The 24,681-nt window shown below is 67.7% G+C and carries 21 protein-coding genes; 5 read left to right on the top strand and 16 right to left on the bottom strand.

Translation table 11 applies throughout. From position 1 onward, the window contains the following. Positions 1–196 precede the first annotated feature (196 nt). Both CJ177_RS24480 and CJ177_RS24475 read left to right on the top strand, forming a co-directional pair. Positions 197–4,087 carry a Pls/PosA family non-ribosomal peptide synthetase gene (locus CJ177_RS24480; protein ID WP_095868850.1) on the top strand — a complete coding sequence of 1,297 codons (3,891 nt, stop codon included), beginning with the start codon at positions 197–199 and terminating at the stop codon, positions 4,085–4,087. After that, the gene (locus CJ177_RS24475; RefSeq protein ID WP_179443279.1) at positions 4,084–5,400 is read left to right on the top strand and encodes a M1 family metallopeptidase; all 1,317 of its coding nucleotides are present in this window, start codon (positions 4,084–4,086) and stop codon (positions 5,398–5,400) included. Before CJ177_RS24480 ends, CJ177_RS24475 begins: the two co-directional genes overlap by 4 nt. A 7-nt stretch (positions 5,401–5,407) precedes the next feature. Here the strand turns inward: CJ177_RS24475 and CJ177_RS24470 are convergent, their stop codons facing one another. The 10 genes from CJ177_RS24470 to CJ177_RS24425 form a co-directional block, all read right to left on the bottom strand. Next, the gene (locus CJ177_RS24470) at positions 5,408–6,664 is read right to left on the bottom strand and encodes an MFS transporter (RefSeq protein WP_095868849.1); all 1,257 of its coding nucleotides are present in this window, start codon (positions 6,662–6,664) and stop codon (positions 5,408–5,410) included. Then, on the bottom strand, positions 6,661–7,308 hold the full coding sequence (locus CJ177_RS24465) for a GntR family transcriptional regulator (RefSeq protein ID WP_025431735.1): 648 nt from the start codon (positions 7,306–7,308) through the stop codon (positions 6,661–6,663). Before CJ177_RS24465 ends, CJ177_RS24470 begins: the two co-directional genes overlap by 4 nt. Positions 7,309–7,348: 40 nt before the next feature. Then, a complete protein-coding gene (locus tag CJ177_RS24460) occupies positions 7,349–7,789 on the bottom strand; it encodes a RidA family protein (RefSeq protein ID WP_095868848.1) in 441 nt (146 codons plus the stop codon). Next, positions 7,782–9,374 (bottom strand): gamma-glutamyltransferase family protein, encoded by a 1,593-nt coding sequence (locus CJ177_RS24455; protein ID WP_095868847.1) that lies wholly within the window; start codon positions 9,372–9,374, stop codon positions 7,782–7,784. The genes CJ177_RS24460 and CJ177_RS24455 overlap by 8 nt, the downstream gene beginning before the upstream one ends. Continuing rightward, on the bottom strand, positions 9,371–9,733 hold the full coding sequence (locus tag CJ177_RS24450; RefSeq protein WP_005245019.1) for a non-heme iron oxygenase ferredoxin subunit: 363 nt from the start codon (positions 9,731–9,733) through the stop codon (positions 9,371–9,373). Before CJ177_RS24450 ends, CJ177_RS24455 begins: the two co-directional genes overlap by 4 nt. A 29-nt stretch (positions 9,734–9,762) precedes the next feature. After that, entirely contained in the window at positions 9,763–11,205 is a 1,443-nt protein-coding gene (locus CJ177_RS24445; RefSeq protein WP_061700380.1) for an aldehyde dehydrogenase family protein, read from the bottom strand. After that, the gene (locus CJ177_RS24440) at positions 11,202–12,440 is read right to left on the bottom strand and encodes an NAD(P)/FAD-dependent oxidoreductase (RefSeq protein WP_095868846.1); all 1,239 of its coding nucleotides are present in this window, start codon (positions 12,438–12,440) and stop codon (positions 11,202–11,204) included. Before CJ177_RS24440 ends, CJ177_RS24445 begins: the two co-directional genes overlap by 4 nt. 16 nt (positions 12,441–12,456) lie before the next feature. Continuing rightward, positions 12,457–12,813: a Rieske (2Fe-2S) protein gene (locus CJ177_RS24435; protein WP_005245022.1), complete on the bottom strand. Its 357-nt coding sequence runs from the start codon at positions 12,811–12,813 to the stop codon at positions 12,457–12,459. 68 nt (positions 12,814–12,881) lie between these two features. After that, positions 12,882–13,601, bottom strand: a complete 720-nt coding sequence (locus CJ177_RS24430; RefSeq protein ID WP_005245024.1) for a TenA family transcriptional regulator — start codon at positions 13,599–13,601, stop codon at positions 12,882–12,884. Between the two features lie 152 nt (positions 13,602–13,753). Continuing rightward, the gene (locus CJ177_RS24425) at positions 13,754–14,200 is read right to left on the bottom strand and encodes a heme-binding protein (protein ID WP_005245025.1); all 447 of its coding nucleotides are present in this window, start codon (positions 14,198–14,200) and stop codon (positions 13,754–13,756) included. A gap of 180 nt (positions 14,201–14,380) precedes the next feature. Between CJ177_RS24425 and CJ177_RS24420 the strand changes: the two genes are divergently transcribed. Beyond that, positions 14,381–16,072: a CdaR family transcriptional regulator gene (locus CJ177_RS24420; RefSeq protein ID WP_005245026.1), complete on the top strand. Its 1,692-nt coding sequence runs from the start codon at positions 14,381–14,383 to the stop codon at positions 16,070–16,072. 3 nt (positions 16,073–16,075) lie between these two features. On the opposite strand, the gene CJ177_RS24415 is transcribed toward CJ177_RS24420, so the two are convergent. Then, complete coding sequence (locus CJ177_RS24415; protein WP_095868845.1) at positions 16,076–17,458, bottom strand: MFS transporter; 1,383 nt, start codon at positions 17,456–17,458, stop codon at positions 16,076–16,078. 314 nt (positions 17,459–17,772) lie between these two features. Here CJ177_RS24415 and CJ177_RS24410 point away from each other — a divergent pair, with 314 nt between their 5' ends. Beyond that, on the top strand, positions 17,773–19,347 hold the full coding sequence (locus tag CJ177_RS24410) for a hypothetical protein (RefSeq protein WP_005245028.1): 1,575 nt from the start codon (positions 17,773–17,775) through the stop codon (positions 19,345–19,347). A gap of 39 nt (positions 19,348–19,386) precedes the next feature. Here CJ177_RS24410 and CJ177_RS24405 read toward each other — a convergent pair whose 3' ends face one another. After that, a complete protein-coding gene (locus tag CJ177_RS24405) occupies positions 19,387–20,247 on the bottom strand; it encodes a LysR family transcriptional regulator (protein ID WP_095868844.1) in 861 nt (286 codons plus the stop codon). An 83-nt stretch (positions 20,248–20,330) separates the two neighbouring features. Here CJ177_RS24405 and CJ177_RS24400 point away from each other — a divergent pair, with 83 nt between their 5' ends. After that, positions 20,331–21,335: a bile acid:sodium symporter family protein gene (locus CJ177_RS24400; RefSeq protein ID WP_095868843.1), complete on the top strand. Its 1,005-nt coding sequence runs from the start codon at positions 20,331–20,333 to the stop codon at positions 21,333–21,335. 7 nt (positions 21,336–21,342) lie between these two features. On the opposite strand, the gene ehuA is transcribed toward CJ177_RS24400, so the two are convergent. Genes ehuA through ehuB form a run of 4 tightly spaced genes read right to left on the bottom strand, consistent with a single transcriptional unit; the run spans position 21,343 to position 24,403 of the window. Next, positions 21,343–22,104 (bottom strand): ectoine/hydroxyectoine ABC transporter ATP-binding protein EhuA, encoded by a 762-nt coding sequence (ehuA, locus tag CJ177_RS24395; protein WP_025431732.1) that lies wholly within the window; start codon positions 22,102–22,104, stop codon positions 21,343–21,345. 19 nt (positions 22,105–22,123) lie between these two features. Further along, the gene (gene ehuD / locus CJ177_RS24390) at positions 22,124–22,768 is read right to left on the bottom strand and encodes an ectoine/hydroxyectoine ABC transporter permease subunit EhuD (RefSeq protein ID WP_005245035.1); all 645 of its coding nucleotides are present in this window, start codon (positions 22,766–22,768) and stop codon (positions 22,124–22,126) included. Beyond that, the gene (gene ehuC, locus CJ177_RS24385; RefSeq protein ID WP_005245036.1) at positions 22,765–23,496 is read right to left on the bottom strand and encodes an ectoine/hydroxyectoine ABC transporter permease subunit EhuC; all 732 of its coding nucleotides are present in this window, start codon (positions 23,494–23,496) and stop codon (positions 22,765–22,767) included. The genes ehuD and ehuC overlap by 4 nt, the downstream gene beginning before the upstream one ends. A 22-nt stretch (positions 23,497–23,518) precedes the next feature. Next, positions 23,519–24,403, bottom strand: coding sequence for an ectoine/hydroxyectoine ABC transporter substrate-binding protein EhuB (gene ehuB, locus CJ177_RS24380; protein WP_005245037.1), 885 nt, complete (start codon positions 24,401–24,403; stop codon positions 23,519–23,521). Positions 24,404–24,681 lie beyond the last annotated feature (278 nt).

Here is a 24,681-nt window from a genome sequence, read left to right as displayed (position 1 = left end):
GGAACTCGGGTGCTCCTTCTGACCAGACGACGAAGAAGAGGGACGAACTTCGACACGTGCGGCGAGAGAACCGGCACCTGCGGGTGAAGAATGGACGACGAAGCCCTACGAACCACCAACTGTTCACCATCTGGCCACTTGATCGTGAGATAACGAGCCGTACGCACCACCACCCGCTCAGAGAAGGAATTCTGGATTGTCTCTCCAGTCGCCGACGGATTCGGACCTGTCGCTCCGTATACCCCGGGAATTCCTCCGCCGTGAATTCGCACCGGCGCCGCGCACCCTCGTCGACATCCTGTTCGCGACGGCCGAGGCGAACCCCGAAGCCCCGGCGATCGACGACGGCTCGACGTCGCTCACCTACCAGGAACTGCTCGAGGAGATCCGGCAGACCGCGGAGGTCCTGGCCGAGTCGGGAGTCGGGGCCGGCGATCGCGTCGGAATCCGCATGCCGTCCGGGTCCTGCTCGCTCTACGTCGCCATCCTGTCGACTCTCGCCGTCGGCGCCGCCTACGTGCCGGTCGACGCGGACGACCCCGACGAACGCGCCGAACTCGTGTTCGGTGAGGCACTGGTCCGGTGTGTGATGACCGGGTCGGGCATCACCGCCGGCACCGCGCCGGCCCGGGAGGACTCGCCGAGCGCCCGCCCGCCCACCGTCGACGACGACGCCTGGATCATCTTCACCTCCGGTTCCACCGGCACCCCCAAGGGTGTCGCGGTGAACCATCGCAACGCGGCGGCGTTCGTGGATGCCGAAGCCCGGATGTTCCTGCAGGAAGACCCGATCCGGCCCGGCGACCGGGTGCTGGCCGGACTGTCGGTCGCGTTCGACGCGTCCTGCGAGGAGATGTGGCTGGCGTGGCGTCACGGCGCCTGCCTCGTGCCCGCGCCCCGGTCCCTGGTGCGCAGCGGCATGGACCTGGGCCCGTGGCTCGTCGCGCGCGACGTCAGCATCGTCTCGACGGTGCCGACCCTCGCGTCATTGTGGCCCGCCGAGGCCCTCGAGGCCGTGCGCCTGCTGATCTTCGGCGGCGAGGCCTGCCCACCGGAGCTGGCGGAACGCCTCGCCGTCGACGGACGCGAGGTGTGGAACACGTACGGCCCCACCGAGGCGACCGTCGTGGCGTGCGGCGCCCTGATGGACGGCAGGGGTCCGGTCAGCATCGGTCTGCCGCTGGACGGCTGGGATCTCGCAGTGGTCGACGGATCCGGTGAACCCGTACCCGAGGGCGAGGTGGGCGAACTGGTGATCGGTGGTGTCGGCCTGGCCCGCTACCTGGACCCCGCGAAGGACGCCGAGAAGTACGCGCCGATGCCGACCCTCGGCTGGGATCGCGCCTACCGCAGCGGCGACCTCGTCCGCCTCGACCGACGCGGACTGCTGTTCCAGGGTCGCGCGGACGATCAGGTGAAGCTGGGCGGCAGGCGGATCGAACTGGGCGAGGTCGACAACGCTCTGCAGAACCTTCCCGGCGTCGGCGGCGCCGCCGCGGCCGTGCGCCGGACCGGAGCCGGTCACCAGGTACTCGTCGGCTACCTGGTCAGCACCAACCCCGACTTCGACCTCAAGGCGGCGCACGCGGCGCTCACCGAGCAGCTGCCGGGGGCGCTGGTTCCCCGGTTGGTCCTGGTCGACGAACTGCCCACCCGCACGTCGGGCAAGGTCGACCGGAACGCCCTGCCCTGGCCCCCGCCGGGTATCGACGACGCCGCGGAGAAACTGGGTCTCGAGGGCACGCAGGCCTGGGTCGCGGGGCTGTGGACGGCGATTCTCGGCGCCGAGATCACGGGCCCCGACGACGACTTCTTCGAGCTCGGCGGCGGATCCCTCTCGGCAGCCCAGCTGGTCACGGCACTGCGCGAACGGTTCCCCGAAGTGACGGTCGCGCAACTCTACGACCATCCGCGGCTCGGTTCGCTCGCGGAATACCTCGACGAGCTGGCGCCGATCGACGCCGCCGAACCCCGCATCGTCACGCCGACTCCGCGTCGGAGCCAGCTCGCGCAGATCGCGGCCACGGTTCCGCTCACCACGCTCACCGGCCTGCAGTGGGTCACGTGGCTGGCCATCGCCAACAACGTCTTCTCGTGGTTCACGACGGTGTCGTGGGCGCCCACGGTGTCGTGGTGGTGGATTCTGCTCGCGTTCTTCGCGTTCATCAGCCCGGTCGGCCGGATGGCGATCTCGGTGATCGGCTCACGGATCCTGCTGCGCGGACTCGAGCCGGGAACGTATCCCCGAGGCGGCAGCGAACACCTGCGACTGTGGGTGGCGCTGCGCCTGACCGAGGCCAGCGGCGCCGCGAACCTGTCTGGCGCGCCGTGGATGCTCTACTACGCGCGGGCGCTCGGCGCCAAGGTCGGCAAGGGGGTCGACCTGCACACGCTCCCGCCGGTCACCGGCATGCTCGAGCTCGGCGACGGTTGCTCCATCGAACCCGAGGTCGACCTGTCCGGGCACTGGGTGGACGGCGACGTCGTCCACATCGGTGCGATCAAGATCGGTCCGGGTGCGTCGGTCGGCGCCCGGTCCACGCTGATTCCCGGCGCCACCATCGGGCGAAACGCCGAAGTCGAGGCCGGTTCCGCCGTGTTCGGACGCGTCAAGGCCAATCAGCACTGGGCCGGTTCACCGGCGGTCAAGGTCGGCAAGGCCGTCCACCCGTGGCCCGAGGAGACCCCGCGCCGCGCGGCCTATTGGGTTCCCGCGTTCGGCGTGACGTCGATGCTCATCGCCGGACTGCCGATCTTCGCCCTCGTCGCCGGCATCGTAGTCATCGGCTGGTGGATCCGCGACGCCGGCACGATCGGATCCGCCGTACTCCAGTCGCTGGTGATCCTTCCCGTCGCGACGCTCGTCAGCCTCGCCGTATTCGCCCTCCTCACGGTCGTGTCCGTCCGGCTGCTGTCCATCGGGCTGCACGAGGGGTATCACCCGGTCCGCAGTCGCATCGGCTGGCAGGTGTGGGCCACCGAACGACTCATGGACTCCGCCCGCACGTTCCTGTTCCCGCTGTATGCGAGTCTCCTGACGCCGGGATGGCTGCGGCTGCTCGGCGCCCGGATCGGCAAGAACGTGGAAGCGTCGACCGTCCTCATGCTGCCGAAGTTCACCACCGTGGCGGACGGCGCATTCCTCGCCGACGACACGATGATCGCGAGTTACGAACTCGGCGGCGGCTGGATGCACATCGAACACGCGAAGGTCGGCAAGCGCGCCTTCCTCGGCAACTCCGGAATGACCGGTCCGGGTCGGCGCGTGCCCAAGAACGGTCTCGTCGCGGTGCTCTCGGCCACGCCGTCGAAGGCGAAATCCGGTTCCTCCTGGCTGGGCAGTCCCCCGGTCCGTCTCCGCAGGGCGCCCGGCGACACCGACGCCTCCCGCACGTTCCGCCCCCCGGTCCGGCTCAAGATCGCCCGTGCGGTCGTGGAGACGTGCCGCCTCATCCCGGTGACGGTGACGTTCGGAATCGGCCTCGGCGTGCTGTTCGCGCTGCAGGTGATGGCTCACCACATCGGCTTCTGGCTCGCGGCGCTGGCCAGCGGTGTCGTCCTCCTCGTCGCGGGCGCGGTCGCCGGGCTGATCTCCGTGATCGCGAAGTGGCTGGTGGTGGGTCGGATCGGGAAGATCGAACACCCGCTGTGGAGTTCGTTCGTGTGGCGGAACGAGGTGTCGGACGCCTTCGTGGAGACCGTCGCCGCACCCTGGTTCGCCCGTGCCGCCACCGGCACCGCCGTGCTCAACGTCTGGTTGCGGGGTCTCGGCGCCACCATCGGCAAGGGTGTGTGGTGTGAAACCTATTGGCTCCCCGAGGCGGATCTGGTGACGCTGGGCGACGGCGCGACCGTGGAACGGGGGTGTGTCGTGCAGACTCACCTGTTCCATGATCGGATCATGTCCATGGACACCGTCATCCTCGGAGCCGGCGCCACCCTCGGGCCGCATTGTGTCGCGTTGCCCGCCGCCCGGATCGGCGAAGGCGCCACGGTCGGCCCTGCCTCACTCGTCATGCGCGGCGACACCGTGCCGCAGTCCACGCGCTGGCAGGGGAATCCGATCGCCCCCTGGGCGGCGACGTGAAGGCCGAGAAGGGGATCGACGAGCCGGTCGACCCGTACCTCCCCCAGAACGGCAACCGCGGATACCGGGTGTCCCGGTACGAACTCGACCTCACCTACAAGGTTCACAGCAACCGGCTGACAGGCAAGGCCACGATCACCGCGGTCACCACGGAGGCTCGCTCCCGATTCGCCCTGGATCTGGCGTCCAACCTGCACGTCACGAAGGTCGCGACCAACGGTTCCCGCAACACGAAGTGGTTACACCGGAACGGCAAGCTGATCGTCACGCCTGCGCAGGCGATCCCCGCGGGCGGCGCCCTCGTGCTCACCGTCCAGTACGGGGGTTCGCCGAAACCGATCCGCAGCGTGTGGGGCGAGGTCGGCTGGGAGGAGCTGTCCGAGGGCGCGCTCGTCGCCAGTCAGCCCAACGGGGCGGCGTCCTGGTTCCCGTGCGACGACCACCCGAGTTCGAAGGCGAGTTACCGCATCGCGATCACGACCGATTCGCCGTATTACACGGTGGCCAACGGTGCGCTGGTCAGCAAGCAGACTCGGGCCAGCCAGACGACGTGGGTGTACGAGCAGACCGAGCCGATGGCGAGCTACCTGGCCACCATCCAGATCGGACCGTACGAACGCCGGAGCCTCGGTTCCGGCGGTGTTCCCATGTTCGCCGTCCATCCGCCGCGGCTGCGTCCGACGTTCGACGTGGACTTCGGCCGGCAGCCTCAGATGATGGACGTGTTCTCCCGGTTGTTCGGTCCCTACCCGTTCGCCGACTACACGGTGGTCGTGACGGACGACGAGCTGGAGATCCCGCTCGAGGCGCAGGGACTGTCGATTTTCGGCGCCAACCATTGCACCGGGCGGCGCTGGTCCGAACGTCTGGTGGCGCACGAACTGGCCCATCAGTGGTTCGGCAACAGCCTGACGCTCGGCCAGTGGCGGGACATCTGGCTGCACGAAGGCTTCGCCTGTTACGCGGAGTGGATCTGGTCGGAGAACTCCGGTGGACATTCCGCGCACCAGCTCGCCCTGCAGGCGCATCAGGGCCTGGCCCGCAAACCGCAGGACCTGGTGATCGCCGATCCGGGACCGCAGCTGATGTTCGACGACCGCGTCTACAAGCGCGGCGCTCTCACACTCCACGCCTTGCGACGCCGGCTCGGCGACGACAAGTTCTTCGGGTTGCTGCGGCAGTGGACGCTGGCCCATCGCCACTCCACCGTCACGAGCGAGCAATTCACCGACCTGGCCACCCACTTCACCGACGAGCCGCTGCGCCGGCTGTGGGATTCCTGGCTCGGCGAGAAGACTCTGCCGCCGATGTGAGCTGCGCTCACTCCGGGTGCGGCAGGTGCGCGCGCCACTTCGTGAGGGCGAGCGCAAGACAGCCCGCGGCCGCGACCGTGCCGAAGACGAACATTCTCGGGTACGTCACCGCCGGGAACGTCTCGGACAGATAGGCCATCACGGCGGGCGTCCCGAATCCCAGGTACGTGAGCGAGTAGAAGACGGCGGTCAGTCCGGCCAGGTCGTCCGGTCCTGCGATCCGCTGAATCTCCTGCAGTCCCGACACCATGGCCATGCCGTATCCGCAGCCGAGCACGACGGCGGCGGCGAGCGCGGGCGGAACGGTCAGCGCCGATGCGGCAACGGCGGCGACGCCCATTCCGGCGAGGACGACGACGAGTGACACCACGACGGCACGCGCGTTGCGGGGGGTGTCGATCTTGCGGCCGAGTGCCTGGATCGCGAATCCCGCCCCGAGACCGACCATGCACATGAGCGCCGAGAACGCGAGCGGCAGCCCACCGGTGTTCCCGGACATCAGCGACGGCAGCACCGCGTAGGCGGCGGCCGCCGTACCGAACACCCATGGTGCGAGCGGTGCGATCACGAACAGGAATCGCTTGTGGGCGGCGGACGGGATCGCGAGGTCGCGGGCGAGCGAGACGCGTTCGGAGACCGGCTGGGCCGCCCGGGTCTCGGGGGCCCGCCACAGTGCGACGGCAGCGGCGACGGCGATCGCGCTGTGCACGACGTAGGACAGGACACTCGGCAGTGGCGCCCACTGCGCGAGGACGCCGGCGACGCCCGCGCCGAGGCCGAATCCGCCGGTCAGGCTCATCGCTGCCCGTCGCGCACCGGCACCCTCCGTGGCCGCGGGATCCCACGGCGCGGAGGACAGTTCCTTCACCCAGCTGCCACCGACGGCCATGCCGAGGCCGAGCGCGATACCGCACAGGACGCGGCCGACGATGAGCATCGCCGCGGAGTCGGCGCCGAGGGCCAGGAGCGCGGAACCGGCGATCGTCAGGAACGGTGCCGGGAGCAGGATCGGCCGCCGTCCCAGTCGGTCGGAGAGTGGTCCGCCGAGGAGCAGGGCGGGGACGATCCCGACAACGTAGGCGAACAGGAACAGATCGACCGTGACCGGCGAGAAGCCGCGATCGGCGCGGTACATGCCGAGCAGCGGCGTGAATTCGTTGCCGCCCCACGCGACCGCGAACATGGTCGCGGCCACCAGCAGCCAGGCGCGCGGCGACGCGAGGGCCTCCGGCACCTCCATCGGGGATTCGCGGACGACGGTCATCGCGCAACTCCTCTCGGGTTGAGGGCGTGGACCTGGCGCATGTGGACGAGCACCGCGGCGTCGAACCCGGCGGCGTCGCCCGCTTCGACGAGTTCGGTCAGCTGCTGGTGGTCGGCGATGATCCTGGGCAGCTGTCCCGGATCACGGGTGATCGAGTGTGCCGTCATGCGGCGCTGACGCTCGCGGATGCTGGAGTAGAACGTCGCGAGCAGCGGATTCTCGCCCGCCTCGACGATCATCCGATGGAAGTCGGCGTCGGCGGCGCTGAAGGCGGCGACGTCGCCGCGCTCGGCGATCTCCCGCTGCTCCACGAGGTTCTCGCGCAGGCGGGCGACGAGGAGTTCGCGGGCGTGGGGCTGGTCGGCCAGCACCCGGACGCTGTGCGTCTCGACGAGCTGCCGGGCGTCGACCACGTGTTCCGCCTCGCCGTCCGCGACGGGCACGATGAGCGCGCCCCGCTTCGGGTACAGCCGCATCCAGCCCTCGGACTCGAGCCGGAGGAAGGCTTCGCGCACCGGGGTACGGCTGAGCCCCATGCGCCCGGCGATCTCGCCCTCGCTGATCAGCTCACCGCCGGGCAGACCGCCCGACAGGATGAGCTCCTTGACCTCGCGATAGGCCTGCTCCGCGGCGGAATACAACATAGACACAAGATGTATTTATACTCCGGAGATGGGTGCGGGTCTATGCGCGAACAGCCACTGTGAGCTCTATCTCCACGGGTGCGCCGGACGGCAGGGCGTACACGCCGATCGCGCTGCGCACCGGCAACGCGTCGAATCCCAGGCATTCGACCAGCACGTCCGACGCGCCGTCGGCCACCGCGGACAGCTCGCGGAAGTCCGGGGTACACGCGACGAAGACGCTCATGCGCAGGCACCGGGAGATGGCCGCCGTTCCGCCGACAGCCGCGGCGACGGCGGCGATCGCGTTTCTCGCCGCCACCCCGGCCGCCTCCCGGGCCCGCGGGATGTCCAGGTCCCGTCCGACGATGCCGGTAACCGTCAGCACCCCGTCGCGGCGTGGCGTCATGCCGGCGCTGTACGCGATCCCGTCGTGCACGACAGCGGGAATGTAGCGGCCCTGTGGCCGTGGGGCGGCGGCGATGGATTCCTGCTCAGACACCGAGTGCAATTCCTTCCTGGCGGGGGTCGGCGGCGCCGGACAGCAGGCCGCGCGCGGCGTCGAGGGTGATGATCTGCGCGCTTCCACCGGCGGCCCACGGACCCTGCAGTGCGACGTCGTGACCCAGGCGCTCCAACTCGGTGCGCACCTCCTCCGGAATGCGGGACTCGCAGCGCAGCTCCGCCGGGCGACCGACCACATCGGCGTCACTGCCGGGGAAGACGGTGAAGCGGGGTGCCGCGACGGCCTCCGCCGGGTCGAGCCCGTGATCGAGCAGGTGCGAGATCAGTTGCATGTTCCATTGCACCTGCCCGTCCCCGCCCGGGGTGTTCCCGACGTGCAGGAGATTCCCGGACGTATCGGTGATCACCCACGCATTGAGGGTGTGCAGCGGTTTACGCCGCGGCGCCGCGGCGTTGGGATGTCCCGGGATCAAGTAGGACCCGCGGCCGTATCGGTTGTTCAGCACCACTCCGGTGCCGGGGACGGTCATCTTGGCGCCGAACGTGAAGGCGAGCGAGTGGATGAAGCTGACGGCACGGCCGTCGGAGTCCACCGCGACGGTCGAGGTGGTGTCTCCGGCGCTGACGCTGAAGGCGCCCGACGACGCCCGCCGGCCGTCCAGCCGGTCTCTCGCCTCCCCGATCGCGGCCGGCTGGAGCACGTCCCTCCACCCGTCGTTGCCGGCACCGCACGTCGCGAACCGATCCTCGAAGGCCAGACGGGCTGCTCTCGCCATGCGATCGACGGCCGGAGCGGTGAGCCACGGGGAGAAGCCGACGACGCTGTCGTTCAGCGCCGCCTGCTGGAGCACCATCCATCCAGGGGTGGGCAGGGGTGTCTGGTGAACGACAGCACCGGCGTAGTTTCCGCTGATCGCGGCCTCCGGTCGCACGTCGGCGCCTGCCGCCCACTCGTCCCCGCCGAACGGCGCCCCACCGGCGCGGAGCGCCTCGACAGCCTGCCGAGCGAACGAACCGGTGTAGAAACCATGCACGTCGCGCGCCAGTGCACGAATGGACCGGGCCAGGTCGCGCTGCGGCAGCAGCTCCCCGACCTGCGGCAACCGCCCGCCGGGGAGATACACCGCACGCAGTCCGGGGTCGGCGGCGATCGCGGTCTGCGCTTCTCGCACGTCGTCGCGAGTCTTGGCCGAGCAGGGAAGCCCCTTCTCCGCCGCACGCACGGCCGGTGCCCAGAGGTCCGTCAGCGAGCGCGTGGCGCCACCCGCGTGCAACGCACCGAGGGCGGCCGGCGCCCCGGGAACCGCCACCGCCAGTGCCCCGTCGAGGGGAATCGACCGCAGCCCGCGTTCGGTGTAGAAGTCCACGTCACCGCCGTCGGGCCCGAAGCCGCTGCCCCCGATCGTCCACACCGATCCGTCCGGTTCGCGGACGACGGCGAACGCGTCACCGCCGATCCCGCATTGCCCCGGCAACGTCAGCCAGGTCATCGCGGCCATGGCCAACGTCGCGTCGATGGCGTTGCCTCCGTCGGCCAGTACGCGGGCACCTACGGTGCTCGCCGCGGGATGACTGGACGAGACCATGCCGTCGGCGGAGAGAGTGGACGGTCGACGGTTCACTTCATGCACCCCCGCGCGGCCCGCCGGCGCGGGATGGAACTGGTGTCGTCGGGGTCGATGCCGACGAAGATCTCGCCGTCACGTTCCTCGACCGGGTAGGTCTTGATGGCCACCGTCGCCGGTGGGCACACGGGTTCCCCGGTCTCCAGATCGAATACGCTTCCGTGGCAGGAGCATCCGATGCCGTCGTCGACGAGTTTCCCGGACGAGAGCAGGCAGTCCAGGTGTGTGCAGTAGTTGGAGGTGGCGTAGGCCTTCCCGTTCAGGCGGGCCACGGCGAACTCGTGTTCGCCGGCGAAGAAGCGGCGCACGATGCCTTCGGAAACCTGTCCGGAGCGCGCAACTCGAGTGAATTCCATGGTCTTCTCCCTCTGTCGACAGGTAGGTCTCAGGCCGAAGGGCTGAGGTAGACGGTCTTTTCGGCTTGGTAGAACTGCATCATCGAGTCGCCCGCCTGCTCCTTGTGGGTCTGCGTGCTCGATGCCTTGTAACCGCCGAACGGCGCGTTCATGCTCATGCCGGTGGTGGGCTGGTTGATCTTCACCAGACCCGATTCGGAACGGCCCGCGAACGCGAGCGCTTTGGTCACGTCGTTGGTGACGATTCCCGCGCTGAGCCCGAATTCCGTGTCGTTCGCGAGTGCGACCGCCTCGTCGAAGCCGGACGCCCGCAGGAAGACCAGCAGTGGCCCGAACACTTCTTCCGTGACCACCCGCATGCCGGGGCTGCCACCGGCGAACACGGTCGGGACGGCGAAATAGCCGTTTCCACTGTCGAGACTTACTCCGCCACAGACCAGTTCGGCTCCCTCGTCGCGGCCGACCTGCACGTACTCGAGGAACTTGGCGAGCTGCCCCGCGCTCGCGAGAGCCCCCATGCCCACACCCGGGTCGGCGCCCGGGCCGACGGTGATCCCTTCGGCGAGTTCCACCACGCGGTCCAGCAACCGGTCGTGGATCGCGTCCACCGCGATCACCCGGCTGGTGCCCGTGCACGCCTGCCCGGACAAGCCGAAGGCGCCCTTGACGATCAGTGCGGCCGCCTTGTCCACGTCGGCGTCGTCGAGGACCACCACAGGGTTCTTGCCGCCCATCTCGAGCTGACTGCGGCGAGACGGACCCACTGCCGCGTGGATCGCGCGGCCCACGTGGGTGGAACCCGTGAACGTCACGGCATCGACGCGTTCGTCCGCCGCGACCGCGGCACCGGCACGACCGGAACCCTGGACCAGGGCGAGGGCACCGGCCGGAAGTCCCCCGGCCAGCAGCGCCTCGACCAGTCGCTGTCCCATCAGCGGCGTGAGTTCCGACGGTTTGAACACCACGACATTGCCGGCAGCCAGCGCCGGTCCGAGTTTGCGCGACGGAATGTTGAGCGGGAAGTTCCAGGGGGTGATCGCCCCGACGATTCCGACGGGTTCGCGCAGGGTGATGACGAGTCCCTCACCCGGGGTGGGGTATGTACTGCCGGTGGTGCGGAGCGCTTCACCGGCGTAGAAGCGCAGGTTCATCGGTGTGCGACCGACTTCCATGGTCGCCTCGGCCCGGGTCTTGCCCTCTTCGCGGACGAGTTCGTCGACGAGTTCGCCTGCCCGCGTCTCGAGGTGTGCGGCCGCGGCCTCCAGGATTGCCGCGCGGCGTTCCGGGGGCGTCGCGGCCCACTGCGGCGCCACCTTGGCCAGCGCGCTGACGGCGGCATCCACGTCGGCCTCGGTCGAATCCGGGAACACGCCGATCACGTCGTCGTGGTCGGCGGGGTTGCGCCGCTCGAACGTTGCTCCGGAGGATGACGGGACCCACTGCCCGTCAATGAAATTGAGTCCCTCGATCATGACACCGTCACCAATTCCTCGTCGTCGTCCATCAGGTCGAACAGGTCGACGTCCTGATCCGCCAACCGGGCCGGCGCGATCGACCGGCCGATCAGTTCTCTGGCCGCGCTGATCTCGTCGCCGCGGTCGAGTGAGAAGGCGCCGCGCACAACACCGCTGTCCAGATAGAAGGCGGTGAACTCGCCGTCGTCGGTGCTGCCGCGGAAGACCAGGTCGGTGTAGCGGGCGGTGCCGGTGAACTGGATGTTCTTGCCGAACTGATCGGACCAGAACCAGTGCGCGGGGTCCACCACCCCGACGCGTCCGAGCATGAGGTTCGCAGTCGCCGCCCCCTGCTTGCTTGCGTTGTCGAAGTGTTCGACGCGAACGTGCCTGCCTGCCGCGTCGGAGAATCGCGCTGCCACGTCGCCGGCGGCGTACACGTGTGGAATCGATGTCCGCCCCTGTGCATCCACGAGGATTCCGCCGTCGACGGCCAGTCCGGAGGCCTGCGCGACCTCGACGTTGGGGACGATCCCGATGCCCACCACCACGACGTCGGCCTGAAGCACCTCTCCGCCGTCGAGGGCGATGAGCACGCCGTCCGGCCGGGTCGTCACGGTGTCGACCCGGACGCCGGCGCGGACGGTGACTCCGTTCTCCCGCTGCAATCGCGTGCAGACGTCGCCCATCTCGGCTCCGACGATTCGAGCGAGTGGCACCGCGTCCGCCTCGAGAACGGTCACCTCTGCTCCCAGCGCCTGTGCAGTGGCGGCAATTTCGAGCCCGACGAAGCCCCCGCCGATCAGGACCAGACCGACGCCGGGACGAAGGTGGGAGGCGAGCCGTTCGGCGTCGTCGATCGTCCTCAGGTAGTGCACCCGTTCGGATGCAGGCCCGTTCACCGGCATCGTGCGCGGTCTGCCGCCGGTCGCGACGAGCACCGCGTCGGCCGCGATGCTCCGCCCGTCGGACAGGTCGACCGATCCGCCGCTCGCGTCGATCCGGGTCACTGTCGTGCCGGTGAGGAGTTCGACGTTCTGCTTGTCTCGCCACGCGTCGGGAAGCAGCATCAACGACTCGCGATCCTCCTGCCCGGCAAGGAATTCCTTGGACAGTGGTGGCCGCTGATACGGCGCGTGCGGCTCGTCGCCGACGAGGAGGATCCTGCCGTCGAACCCTCGGCGCCGCAGGGTGCGCGCCGCGACGGCAGCGGTCTGGCCGGCGCCGATGGTGACGATGGTGTTCAACGTCATGGGGTCACTCGCTCTCTCAGTCGACTTCGGCGGGCGAAGTCGCGGTCTCGGCGTAATCGGGGCTGCGGGTGAGATCCACGTAGACGACGTCGTCCTCGACCTTCACCGCGTAGGTCGGCTGGCACAGGTCCTGGTCTTCCTCGTAGCCGGTGTCGAGGTCGAACGCCCACTGGTGGCCCGGACAGATGACCCGCCCGTGCAGCAGGGTGCCTTTCGCCAGTGACCGATCCTGATGGATGCACAGATCACGAAAGGCGTAGATCCGGTCGTCGGCCTGGAACAGGGCGACCGCGGTGTCCCCGACCTCGACGCGAAGCTTCCGGCGGCGGCCGAGCTCACGCACGGTGACCAGCCGGGTCCAGTTCGTCTCCATCGTTCTCTCCTGTCGGGCGAGTTGCCTGCGTCCGGAGGGGCCCGATGCGGGCCCCTCCCTTCACACGGTCAGGCGGTCGCGAGCTCGAGGTCGGTTGCCACGTACGTGTCGTAGAGCCCCTTCGTGTACGAGAAGCGCATCTCGGCTCCCCACTGCACGAGTTGCAGGCAGCGCTGCTGCAGCTGCGGGGTATCCGCGTGGTCGAGCACGATCTGGTATCCACGCTCACCGTGCACGACGTCCGACGTGATGTGCAGGTCGAAGAATTCGATCTCGTCCTCGGTGAACCCGTACACCTCGCGCAGAGGGATGATCTGCTTCTTGTAGATGCTCGGTACCTGCGACTCGAGTCCGACGACGAGCGCGGCGGTGGCCACGACGAAGTGCTCACGCTGCGACACCGCGTAGCACCAGGACTGCAGACCGCGGGTGATCGCGTTCATGTTCGACGGATCCTCGACACGTTCCTTCGTGGTGCCGCACGCCTCGGCGAACTTGATGAGGAGGTCGGTGTGCCGGATGTCGGCCAGTTCCTCCTCGTACATGTTCTGGAGGGTGAAATCCTTTGCATTGGTAAAGGTGTCGGGGGTGTTCGAGTAGATGTTCGCGAGGTAGTCGGCGAAGGGGCCGACGTAGTGGTAGTGGTTCTCCGCCCACCGCGCGAAATGGTGCTTCTCGAGCTTGCCCTCGGCCCACGCCTTGCTGAACGAGGCGTTCTTCGCCTCGCGGCCCTTGATGGCGTTCTCCAGAGCTGCGCGGAAATCGTCCCTGCCTAGAAGTTCGGTCATGATGTGCCTCGTCTTCCTCGAGTATGAGAATGGTTGGGGATGCTCCGACTGGAGTGAATTCGACGTTATCGACTCGCGGCCTGCCCGACCACGGTCGAAGTGACTGCGTTGGAAGGGTTTCGATGTGCACGTTGTCGGCACATCGTGGCCATTCAGCCGGGTACTGCGGCGAGGGCTTCGAACTCGGCCAGCATCGCCGCTCCGACTGCCTTGTCCTGCTTGCCGTTTCCGCCGCTGATACCTACGCCGCCGACGATCTGGCCGTCGAAGACGAGGGGAAATCCGCCGACGAACACCGCGAACTTGCCCGGCAGCATCTGGCTGATGCCGAATGCTTCGTTCCCGGGCAACGCCGGACCGTCGGGAGCCTCGTTGAACAGGTGCGTCGCCCGTTCGTGGCCGGCAGCGGTGAACGCTTTGGCGATCGCGATGTCGACGCCGGTGAGGCGCGCTCCCGGCAGTCGGTGCAGGGCGAGCACGTTACCGCCGTCGTCGCAGACGCACAGGGTCTGCTTGACGCCGATTTCCTCTGCCTTCGCGCGTCCCGCTGCGAGCAGTGGGAGTGCGTCGTCGAGCGTGATTCGGTGAACCTGATGCATTGTCTTCTCCGTTGCGTATTCGGGAGGAAGTGATGCACCGATTTCTATCACCGGCATCGCCGGAGGAACCATGGTCACAATATCCGGCAATCTCGGCGAAATCAGGGCATAGTGCATAGGCAGTGCAGGCGCGCGCTCCGCCATACTGCACTTTTCGATGCCACCCGAGGAGGGTCCGCAGTGGACGACACCACGACACCGAACGCGGAGGACGAACGACTGTCGTTACGCGGCCTCCTGGAAGAGCCCCTGCTCGCGTCGGCCCGGCTGCTGTCCGGCACGGACGCCCAGAGCGGCCCGGTGACGTGGTGCCTGCCGTGGGGTGAGGTGATGAGCCGGCCCGACTCCCTCGCCGAGGTCGCTGTGTACACCCGGCCGGAAACCCTGTCCGCGCACGGACGCGAACTCGAATCGCTGGTGGCACGGGGAGCCGGGGTCCTTCTCGTCGACGGGTCGGCGCCCGCGGGCACGGTCTGGCCGACCGGACTCACGGTCGTGGAGCTGGGATTTCCCGTCGGTTTCACCGCACTCAACCGGCTCCTCGCCGAGCGCGCACTCACCCAGGAAGCGCACGTGATGCGCTATGCCCTCACGGTGCACCAGTCGCTCGCGGGGTTGCTGCACCGCGGAGCGGGCCTGCCGATGCTGATCCGCGAGGTGGCGACGCTGACCTCGGACGTCGCCGTCGCTCTGGACGTCCGGGGGCGGCTCCTCGCCCATGCGGGTCTCCCGGACGCCGAGGACACGGGCACCGTCGCCCTGCTGGAGGCTCTCGCGGACGCCCTGCCGCGGCTCGAGGAATCACCACCGGCACGGATGCACAACGTTCACGTGTTCCGCCTGGAGCATCCGGAGGGACTGTTCGCGCCCACGACGGCAGTCGCCGGGGCCATGCAACTCGCCGGTCGCTACGAGGGCTGGATCGTGGTCGTCGTGCCCGGGGCGAACCCCCGCAGGCACGACATCGCACAGCACCGGGTGGTCGTCGAACAGGCCGGGACGATCATCGGCACCGAGATGCTCCGGCAGCGGAGCGTGGACGAGGCCGAGGAGCGGGCGCGCGGCGACTTCGTCCAGGCTCTGGTGCACGGCAACTTCGCCAACGACCACGACCTGCGCACCCGGGCGGCGCTGCACGAGATCGATCTGGACCTGCACTACATCGTGTTCGTCGCGCCCGGCCTCGTCGACCGGGCGTCGGGACGTCCCGGCGCGAGCATGGTCCGGCTGGCACGGTACGCCGCCGGCGTCCTCCCACGTCCGGGCGTACGTTCTCACGTCACCGTCATCGGCGACGTGCTCGTGGTGATCCGTTCGTTGAGTTCCGTCGACACACCCGGCGTCGAATCCGAGATCAGCGAGTACGCGCACGCCATGTCGCTCGATCTCGAAACCCGTTTGGGTCAGCGGATCCCGGTGGCCCACGGACGTCCCGCGGCGGGCGCCCGCGATATCGGGGAAAGCTACCGCGAAGCCCGCATCACTCTGGGCATCGCCCAGCGGCTCGGGCTGTCCGGTTCGGTGGCGTACAACGACCTGCGCGGGTTCAGTGTGCTCGCCCGCGCGACCGACACCGACGAGAGCCGACGGCTCATCCGTGACGTCCTCGGCCCCCTCCGGGCGTCGAGTTCGCACGCCGACACCGAGGAGTTGCTTTTCGCCTACCTCGAAGAGGGCGGCAACATCAACGCGGCCGCACGGCGCCTCCGGATCCACCGGAACACGATGATCGCCAAGCTCGATCGCACGTCGCGGCTCATCGGCATGGACATCCGGGAACCCGAGAACCAGTTCACCCTGTGGCTGGCTCTCCGTCTCGATCTGCTCTCCCAGGTGCAGGACACCGTCAACCACGAGATCGTGACCCACTAACCCTCAGACGGCCACCGGGTTCTCGCCGGCGAACGTCCCGGCCAATCCGGCGAGCACGACGAGTGCCGCCACGGCGAACAGCAGTCCGTACGGATCGGCCGCCAGGTGTGCGGCCACGCCCACCCAGGCGGCGCCCACGGCGGAGCCGCCGAAGCGGATGAGGTTGAACAGTCCCAGACCCGTTCCGACGGCCCCCGCGGGCGATCGGGTCGAACCGGCCGCGGCGGGCGTCTGGACCATGCCGATCCCCACTCCGGCGACGACGAGCACGGCGCCGACGGCGATCGGGTTCCGGACATCGACGGACAACGTGATCGCCAGTGCGGCTTGACTACTGATCAAGACCGCCAGACCGGACCGCATCACCACCCGGGCCCCGATCCTGTCGACGAGACGCCCGACGACCGGCGCCACGCACGTCATGACGACCGGCAGCACGAAGAGCATCAGCCCCGCCTGTGTGGTCGAACTGCCCGAGCCCGTCAGGTAGAGCGGAAGCGCGAGCAACAGCGCGCCCAGCGCGAACATCTGGGTGAAGGCGGCGAGAGCGCTACGCAGGAACCGTGATTCGATCACCAGGTCGATGGGCACGAACGGGTTCGCCGCCCGCCGGCAATGGACCACGAACCCGGCCGTGACGACCGCTCCGCCGCCGATCGTCGCGATGCTGACCCAGACGGGAACCTGCTCCATCGAGACGGTCGTGAGGCCGAGGATCAGCAGAACCGCGCCGAGCGTGACGGTGAACGCCCCGATCACGTCGAGCCGCATCTTCTTGCCGGGGTAGCGCGGGATGTAGCGGAGGGTCGCGGCGAACCCGATCAGCGCCACCGGCACCAGTGGCACGAACGCCCACCGCCAGCCCCACCAGTCGCTGACGATTCCGCCCATCGACGGACCGACGGCCTGACCGATCCCGTTCACCGCCGCCCAGGCGCCGACCGCACGCGCCCGACGTGCGGGCCCGAACAGCCACGCGATCAGGCCCATGACAGCGGGCGCGAACGCGGCCGCGGCGATCCCGCCGAGCGACCGCCAGATCACGAGCACGGGCAGGGACGGCGCGAACGCCGCGCCGAGCGAGCAGACCGCGGTTCCCAGCAAGGCGGCGCAGTACACGCGCCGGCGACCGAACCGGTCCCCGACCCACCCGGCCAGCGGCATCGTCGCCGCGAACGTCAGGAGGAATCCGACGACGACGAAGATGCCGCTGCCCAGACCGGCGTCGAAGTCCGTGAGGATCGAGTTCAACGGGACGTTGACGATGTTGTTGCTGACCGTGCCGACGAACGTTCCGGCGAGCAGCGCCGCCAGCGCGGGCGACGTGCCGGGTCCGCGTTCGTCACCCGCGGTTGCACTCTGAGCCTGACCGACCGCCGTGTTCATAGAGTCCACTTTCATTCGAGAATTCGCGTTCCGGCGATGCCAGTTCTCGCCGGGATCCCTTGCCGCACCCCGCTCGCCAAATTTGGTTAGGCAAGCCTAATTATGAACACAGGATTCCGTGAAACGGCCTCTGCCGAGCATTCCTTTACTTGCGCGTGACAACAAGCAATCCCGGCGAAAAATGCCGGGCACAATGCACAAATACGCTGGTTATCGATGTGCACTCTGGACGTTGACCCTGGAAAACGCCCCGCGCAGTATCACTGCACTGTGACTAGTGCCACTAGTCTGTACCTATTTCGAAGGGGCGCACCGTGGATGTAAGTCTCACCGCCGCACATTGGGTGTATCTCGGAGGAATCATCGTCATCCTCGGGACGATGCTCATGCGGAAGAACATCGTCGTCCCCGCCGTCATCGGCACGTTCCTGACCGCCTTCGTGTTCTCCGACAGCCTCGTCACCGGTCTCGCGTCGATTTTCAACGCGAGCCTCGTCGCCGCCCGCGAGCTGTTCAACATCTTCCTCATCATCTCGTTGGTGACGGCGATGCTCGGCGCCCTCCGGCAGATGGGAGCCGACCGGTTGATGGTCGCCCCGTTCCGGCGCGTCATGCGCGGCGGTACCAGCAGCTTCATCGTCCTGGCCGTCGTCACCTACACGATCTCGCTGTTCTTCTGGCCCACCCCCGCGGTTCCGTTGATCGGAGCCGTCCTCATCCCCGTCGCCATCCGCGCCGGCCTTCCCCCGATGGCGGTCGGCATGGCGATCGCCATCTGCGGGCAGGGCATGGCGCTGTCGTCCGACTACATCATCAAGGTGGCGCCGGGTCTGTCCGCGAAGTCGGCAGGAGTCGATCCGGACGTCGTCGCGGACCGCGCCCTGGTGATGTCCCTGATCGTCGGTCTCACCGCGCTTCTCATCGCCTACTTCACGCAGCGCAGGCACATGCGCCGCCCCGCACCGGAACTGCTCACCGACTGGGAGTCACGCGCGGAGAGCGACTTCGGCAAGCCCGGCGGCGACGCCCCCGAGGGCGGTGCGACCCCCACCGGCGGCGGTGCGATCGATCGTGCACCGGCCGAAGCGGCGACGAGTGCCGCTCCCCCGACGACGACGGCCGTCCTCGCCGAACCCGTCACGGCCTCCGCCCGGCAGGTCATCGACGACACGTTCAAGAGCATCCGTGCCGCAAAGACTTTCGCAGTACTCGTGCCCACCGCGTATCTGGCGTTCATCGTCTACCTCATGGTCGGCAAGTTCACCGATCTGGTGCCCGACCTCAAGGGCGGCGACGCGGCGGCGATGGTCGGCGGCATCGCCGCGCTCATCCTGTTCGCCGCGGCCGCGACCAACGACAAGAAGGGCTTCCTCGAGACGACGTCCGAGCATCTGATCGACGGCCTGGTCTTCGCGTTCAAGGCCATGGGCATCGTGATCCCGATCGCCGGATTCTTCTTCATCGGCAACGGTGATTTCTCCGCCGCCATTCTGGGACTTCCCGCGGACGCGACCGGACCGACGCTGCTCTTCGACCTGGTGAACGCCGCGCAGTCCCACCTGCCGCAGAACGCGTTCGTCACGTCGTTCGGCATTCTCGCCATCGGAATGATCGCGGGTCTCGAGGGCTCCGGATTCACCGGGCTGCCGCTCACCGGTTCACTCGCGGGCGCGCTCGGGCCTGCTGTCGGGATGGACCCCGCAACCCTGGCGGCGATCGGTCAGATGGGGAACATCTGGTCCGGCGGCGGAACGCTCGTCGCCTGGTCGTCGTTGATCGCGGTGGCCGGCTTCGCCCGTGTGCCCGTCCTCGAACTCGCCCGGAAGTGTTTCGTGCCCGTGGTGTCCGGCCTGGTGCTGTCCACCGCGCTGTCCGTGCTCATCTTCTGACAGCTCGGCGGCCTCGGTGGGGCGGTTTCCCCGCCGAGGTCACGCGCGCAGTCGATCCGCATTCTCGAGGATGGCGGCACGCAGCGCCTGCTCCGGTTCGCTGAGAACGCTCCGGCGGGCCTCCAGCACGAATTCGACGTCGACGTTGGGCCCCCATTCGTCGCGCGAGCGCATCCGCACCGGCACCAGCCCCGCCGGCGGCAGCGTCTCCGCATGGAACACGACGCCGAGACCCGCAAGGCAGGCAGCCCGCAACCCGTTCAAACTGTCCGTCACACAGGCCACCCGCGCGCCGCGCCCGGATTTCTCCAGGACGTCGAGCGCCGCTTCCCTCGTGATCGACGGCGGCGGATACGTCACCAGCGGCACCGGCCCCTCTACATCCGGAACGAAGTCGGGTGCCGCGAAGAACGCCAGCCGGTCGGTCCACACCAGTTCGCCGTGCCGGTCTCCTCTGCGACGCTTCCCGAAGACCAGGTCCAGCCGGCCTTCGTGCAGTTGCCGGAACAACACTTCGCTCAACGCCACCGTGAGTTCGAGATCCACGAGCGGATGGCTGCGGCGGAATTCACCCAGAATCCGAGGAAGCTCGTGCAGAACCAGATCTTCGGACGCCCCGAACCGGACGCGTCCTCGCACACCGGATTGCGTGAAGTAGCGCTCGGCGTCCGACTGCCGCTCGAGTATCGACGTCGCGAAACCCACCATCACCGAGCCGTCCGCGGTCAGCTCGACCGAATGCGTGTCCCGCAGAAACAGGCGGCGCCCGGCGGCCAGTTCGAGCTTTCCGACGTGCTGGCTGACCGTCGACTGCCGCAGGTTCAGTCGCCGGGCCGCGGCGGTGAAACTCCGGGTGCGCGCGACCGCGAGAAAGCTCCGCAGATGAACGGGATCGAACATCACCCATTGTTATCACGGTTCAGCATTACAGTAAACGTAACTATCGTCTTTCGAAATATCCGCGTGTTCCTTACGGTCGAACCATGCTGACGAAGATTCCGCTGCTCAGAAGACTCGATCCGTTCATTCTCGGCATCCTGATCACCGTCGGGATCGCCAGCCTGGTCCCCGCGGACGGCACGGCCCTGACCGCGTTCACCTGGGCCACGAAGGTGGCCGTCGGAATTCTGTTCTTCCTCTACGGCGCCCGACTCTCCACGCAGGAGGCGCTGCACGGTCTGCGTCACTGGCGTCTGCACGTCACCATCCTCGCGGCGACGTTCGTGATCTTCCCGCTGCTCGGAATCGCTGCGCGCGTGCTGGTCCCGACGATCCTGACCCAACCGCTGTACCTGGGCCTCCTCTACGTCTGCCTGCTGCCGTCGACCGTCCAGTCGTCGATCGCCTTCGTGTCGATCGCCCGAGGCAACGTGCCCGGCGCCATCGTCAGCGCCTCGTTCTCCAACATCCTCGGCATCTTCGTCACCCCACTCCTCGTCGCATTGCTGATGACGAGCGAGGGGGCAGGCTTCGACGCGTCCTCCGCGATCGGCATCCTCGTCATGCTCCTGCTCCCGTTCATCGCCGGCCAGGCAGTGCGGCGGTGGATCGGTCCCTGGGTGAAGAAGCACGGCGCACCGCTCAAGCTCGTCGACCGGGGATCGATCCTGCTGGTCGTCTACGTCGCATTCAGTGAGGGAATGAACGAGGGGATCTGGGGCACGCTGTCCGCCGGCCGGCTCCTGGCTCTGCTCGCGGTGTGCGCGGTGCTGCTCGCGATCATCCTGTCCGTCACCTGGTTCGGGTCGAAGCGACTCGGTTTCGACCGGGCCGATCAGATCACGATCACGTTCTGCGGGTCGAAGAAGAGCCTCGCCACCGGTCTTCCGATGGCCACCGTCCTCTTCGCCAGCCAGCCGATCGGCCTGATCGTGCTGCCGCTCATGCTGTTCCACCAACTGCAGTTGCTGGTGTGCGCGTGGATGGCGGGCCGGCTGGCCCGACGCGCCGCAGCCGAGGAGACGGAACTCGCGACCAGTTCGAGCTAGCCCGGAATCAGTCGGCCAGCACGGCCTTCAGGAAGGTCTTGGTGCGCTCGTTCTTCGGCGCGGTGAAGATCGTCGCCGGGTCGCCTTCCTCCACGATCCGCCCGGCGTCGAACATCATCACCCGGTTCGACACGTCCCGCGCGAACTGCATCTCATGCGTGACGATCAGCATCGTGATGTCCGTGGTGCGCGCGACGTTCCTCAGCACGTCGAGGACGTCCGCCACCAACTCCGGATCCAGCGCCGACGTGACCTCGTCGAGCAGCAGAATGTCGGGGTCCATGGCCAGTGCCCTCGCGATCGCGACCCGCTGCTGCTGGCCACCGGACAGTTGCGTCGGATGCGCGGTCTCCTTGTCCGAGAGCCCGACCGTCTCCAGCAACTCGCGAGCCCGCTTCACGGCCGCGGCCTTGTCGAGTCCGAGAACGTGGATCGGCGCTTCGGTGATGTTCTCGATCACGTTCATGTTGGGGAACAGGTTGAACTGTTGGAAGACCATGCCGATCCGGCGTCGTATCCGGCGCACGTACTTCTCCGACGCCGGCACGAGTTTGCTTCCCTTCTCCTCGTGCGTCAACGGTGTCCCGTCGACCCAGATGACACCCTCGTTCACCTTCTCCAGCGTCATGAGCAGCCGCAGGATCGTCGTCTTCCCCGATCCGCTCGGACCGATCAGGGTCACCCGGTCGCCGCGCGCGACCTGAAAATCCAGGTGGTCGAGCACGACGTGGTCGCCGAACTGCTTCACGACGTCGTCGAATCGGATCATCGGGGTTGCTGCGCTCGCGTCATCGGGCAAGACGTCTCTCCAATCGCCGTATGAGCAGGGACGTCGGGTAGCTGGCGACGAGGAAGATCACACCCGCCAGCGTCAACGGTTCGAGGTATTGGAAATGCCGGGCACCGAACTGTTGCGCAGCCGTCACCATCTCCACCACCGTGATGGCGAACAGGAACGGGGTGTCCTTGAACATCGACACCGCATAGTTGCCCAGCGCGGGGACGACGCGACGGATGGCCTGCGGCAGGATGATCGCCCGCCACGTCCGAGTGGGCGCGATGGACAGCGCCCGCGCGGCCTCCCACTGGCCGACGGGCACTGCTTCGATACCCGCCCGGTACACCTCGGCCATGTACGTCGAATAGTGGACTCCGAGTACGACGACACCGATCTGCAGCGGCGACAGTCCGGTGAACGTGTAGTACACGAACAGAAGTTGCACGACGAGCGGGGTCAGCCGGATGAATTCACTGATCGCGCGGACCGGGACACTCACCCATCGCGGCGCGGCCTGCCGGATCAATGCGATGACGAGTCCGAGAACGACAGAGATCAGGAAACCGAGAACGGTGGCGATGAGGGTGATCTTGAAACCCTCGAGCAGCACGGGCAACGCCTCGAACGCTCGGTCCCAACTCCACTGGACGCTCATTGCTTCGCGGCCTCCAGTCCCCGTGGATCGGAGGGCGCGAGGCTGAAGATCTCACGCAGGGACGGCCCTGTGCCGAGGCGATTCTTCGCCCGCACCTCCAGCGCGTTCATCACCAGTGTCAGCACGTAGCCGATGACGAAGTAGATGACGAGCCCGACGCCGAACGCGAAGAGGGTGTTCCCGGTCGTCTGCCGGAGCTGGTCGATCTCGAAGGTCAGGTCCTGCAGAAGGATATAACTCGCGAGCGCCGTGCCCTTGAGGAGCTGGATCAGGAGGTTCGTCAACGGAGGAATCATCTCGGCCCAGGCCTGCGGGAATACCACCCGGCGCAACCGCTGCCAGTGACTGAAGTCCAGTGCCGTCGCCGCCTCCCATTGTGATTGCGGCACCGAGTTGATCGCGCCGCGCACCACCTCGGCTCCGTAGGCGCCGTAGTTCAGCCCGAGCGCAAGGATTCCGCAGAGCACCGGGTCGATGAGATAGCCGAACAGCGGAACCACGTAGAACAACCAGAAAAGCTGCACCAACAACGAAGTGCCCCGGAAGAATTCGATGAACGCGCGAGCCGATCCTCTGATCACGATGTTGTGCGCACGGGCTGCCAACCCGAGCGCGAGCGCGAGGACGAACGCGAGGAGGGCACCTCCCGCCGTCAGTTGGAGCGTGACGACGATGCCTTCCTGGATGCTCGGCCACGCATCCAGGAAGGCATCGATGTTCTCCTTCACAGGCAGCAGACCTCTACGGCGATCAGCCGGCCCCTCCGCAGAGTTTGGCGGTGGTCAGGTTCGGATCGGGCAGTTCCTCCGCGGTGAATCCGAACGGTCCGACGATGGACAGGTACTTGTCCTTGTCGGAGGTGATCTTGGCGAGCTCGGCGTTGTAGGCGTCGCGCAACTCGGTGTCCTCCTTACGGAAGACCGTGCCGCCGGCACCGACCTGGGGTACCCCGTCGATCTCGGCGACGAAGGAGCTGGTCACCTCCACCGGGGCCTGTGGGTTGTTTTTCGCCAGCCAGTTCAGCGAGATCCCGGTGAGCGCAAAGACATCGGCTCGCCCGTTGGCGACGGCGTCCATTCCATCTTGCGGCGACGCCACCTGCATTGCATCGATCCCGAGCTGCTGCGCGTAGTCCGATTCGATCGCCCCGGTCATCGCGGCCATCCGCACCCCGCTCTGCTGCACCGACTGCATGTCGGTGAGGTTCGCGGGATTGCCCTTGGGCACCATCAGCGCGGTCGTGTAGTTGAACTCCGGCTCACTGAACGCTGCCTGCTCGCACCGCTGCGGCAGGATCGACATACCCGCGCTGACGACGTCGAAGCGGCGGGCCTGCAGTCCGGGTATGAGCGCTCCGAAGTCGGTACTCACACCCTCGACGTTGTCGATGCCCAGGTTCTTGAAGATCTCGCGGTGCAGGGCCACGGTGGCGCCGGTCAACTGGCCGTCCTGCTCGAAGCTGTACGGCGCCTCGCCGGCGAAGCCGACGGTCACCGTTCCGCTGTCCTGCAGTTGCTGGAGGAGCGATCCGCCGCTGGTCGTGTCGGTCTTCGTGCACCCCGCCAGGGAGCCGGCGGCCACCATCATGCCTGCGAAGGCGACAGCCGCTCTGACCGCCGGACGTTGTTTCGACATCGTGCTCGTCACCACAGATTCCCTTCGTCACCTCGGGTGATCCGGGAGGACGCGCACCGCACGGCACGATCCCAACGGATCTGCCCGGGCCACGTTACGCAGGCGAAGGACCTGCCATAGGGGAACCGAGGGGACGTTACCGCAGCGTTATCAAGTTGCGGTCGGCGAAAGTCCCTGGGAATGCCGAAAGCCCCCCAACGTGGTTGGGGGGCTTTCGGTAACGGATGTTCGGCGGTGTCCTACTCTCCCACACCCTGTCGGGTGCAGTACCATCGGCG

The sequence above is a fragment of the Rhodococcus sp. ACPA1 genome, from assembly GCF_002300195.1.
In the GTDB taxonomy this organism is placed as follows: domain Bacteria; phylum Actinomycetota; class Actinomycetes; order Mycobacteriales; family Mycobacteriaceae; genus Rhodococcus_F; species Rhodococcus_F opacus.
This window is presented reverse-complemented; position numbering and strand designations above follow the sequence as displayed.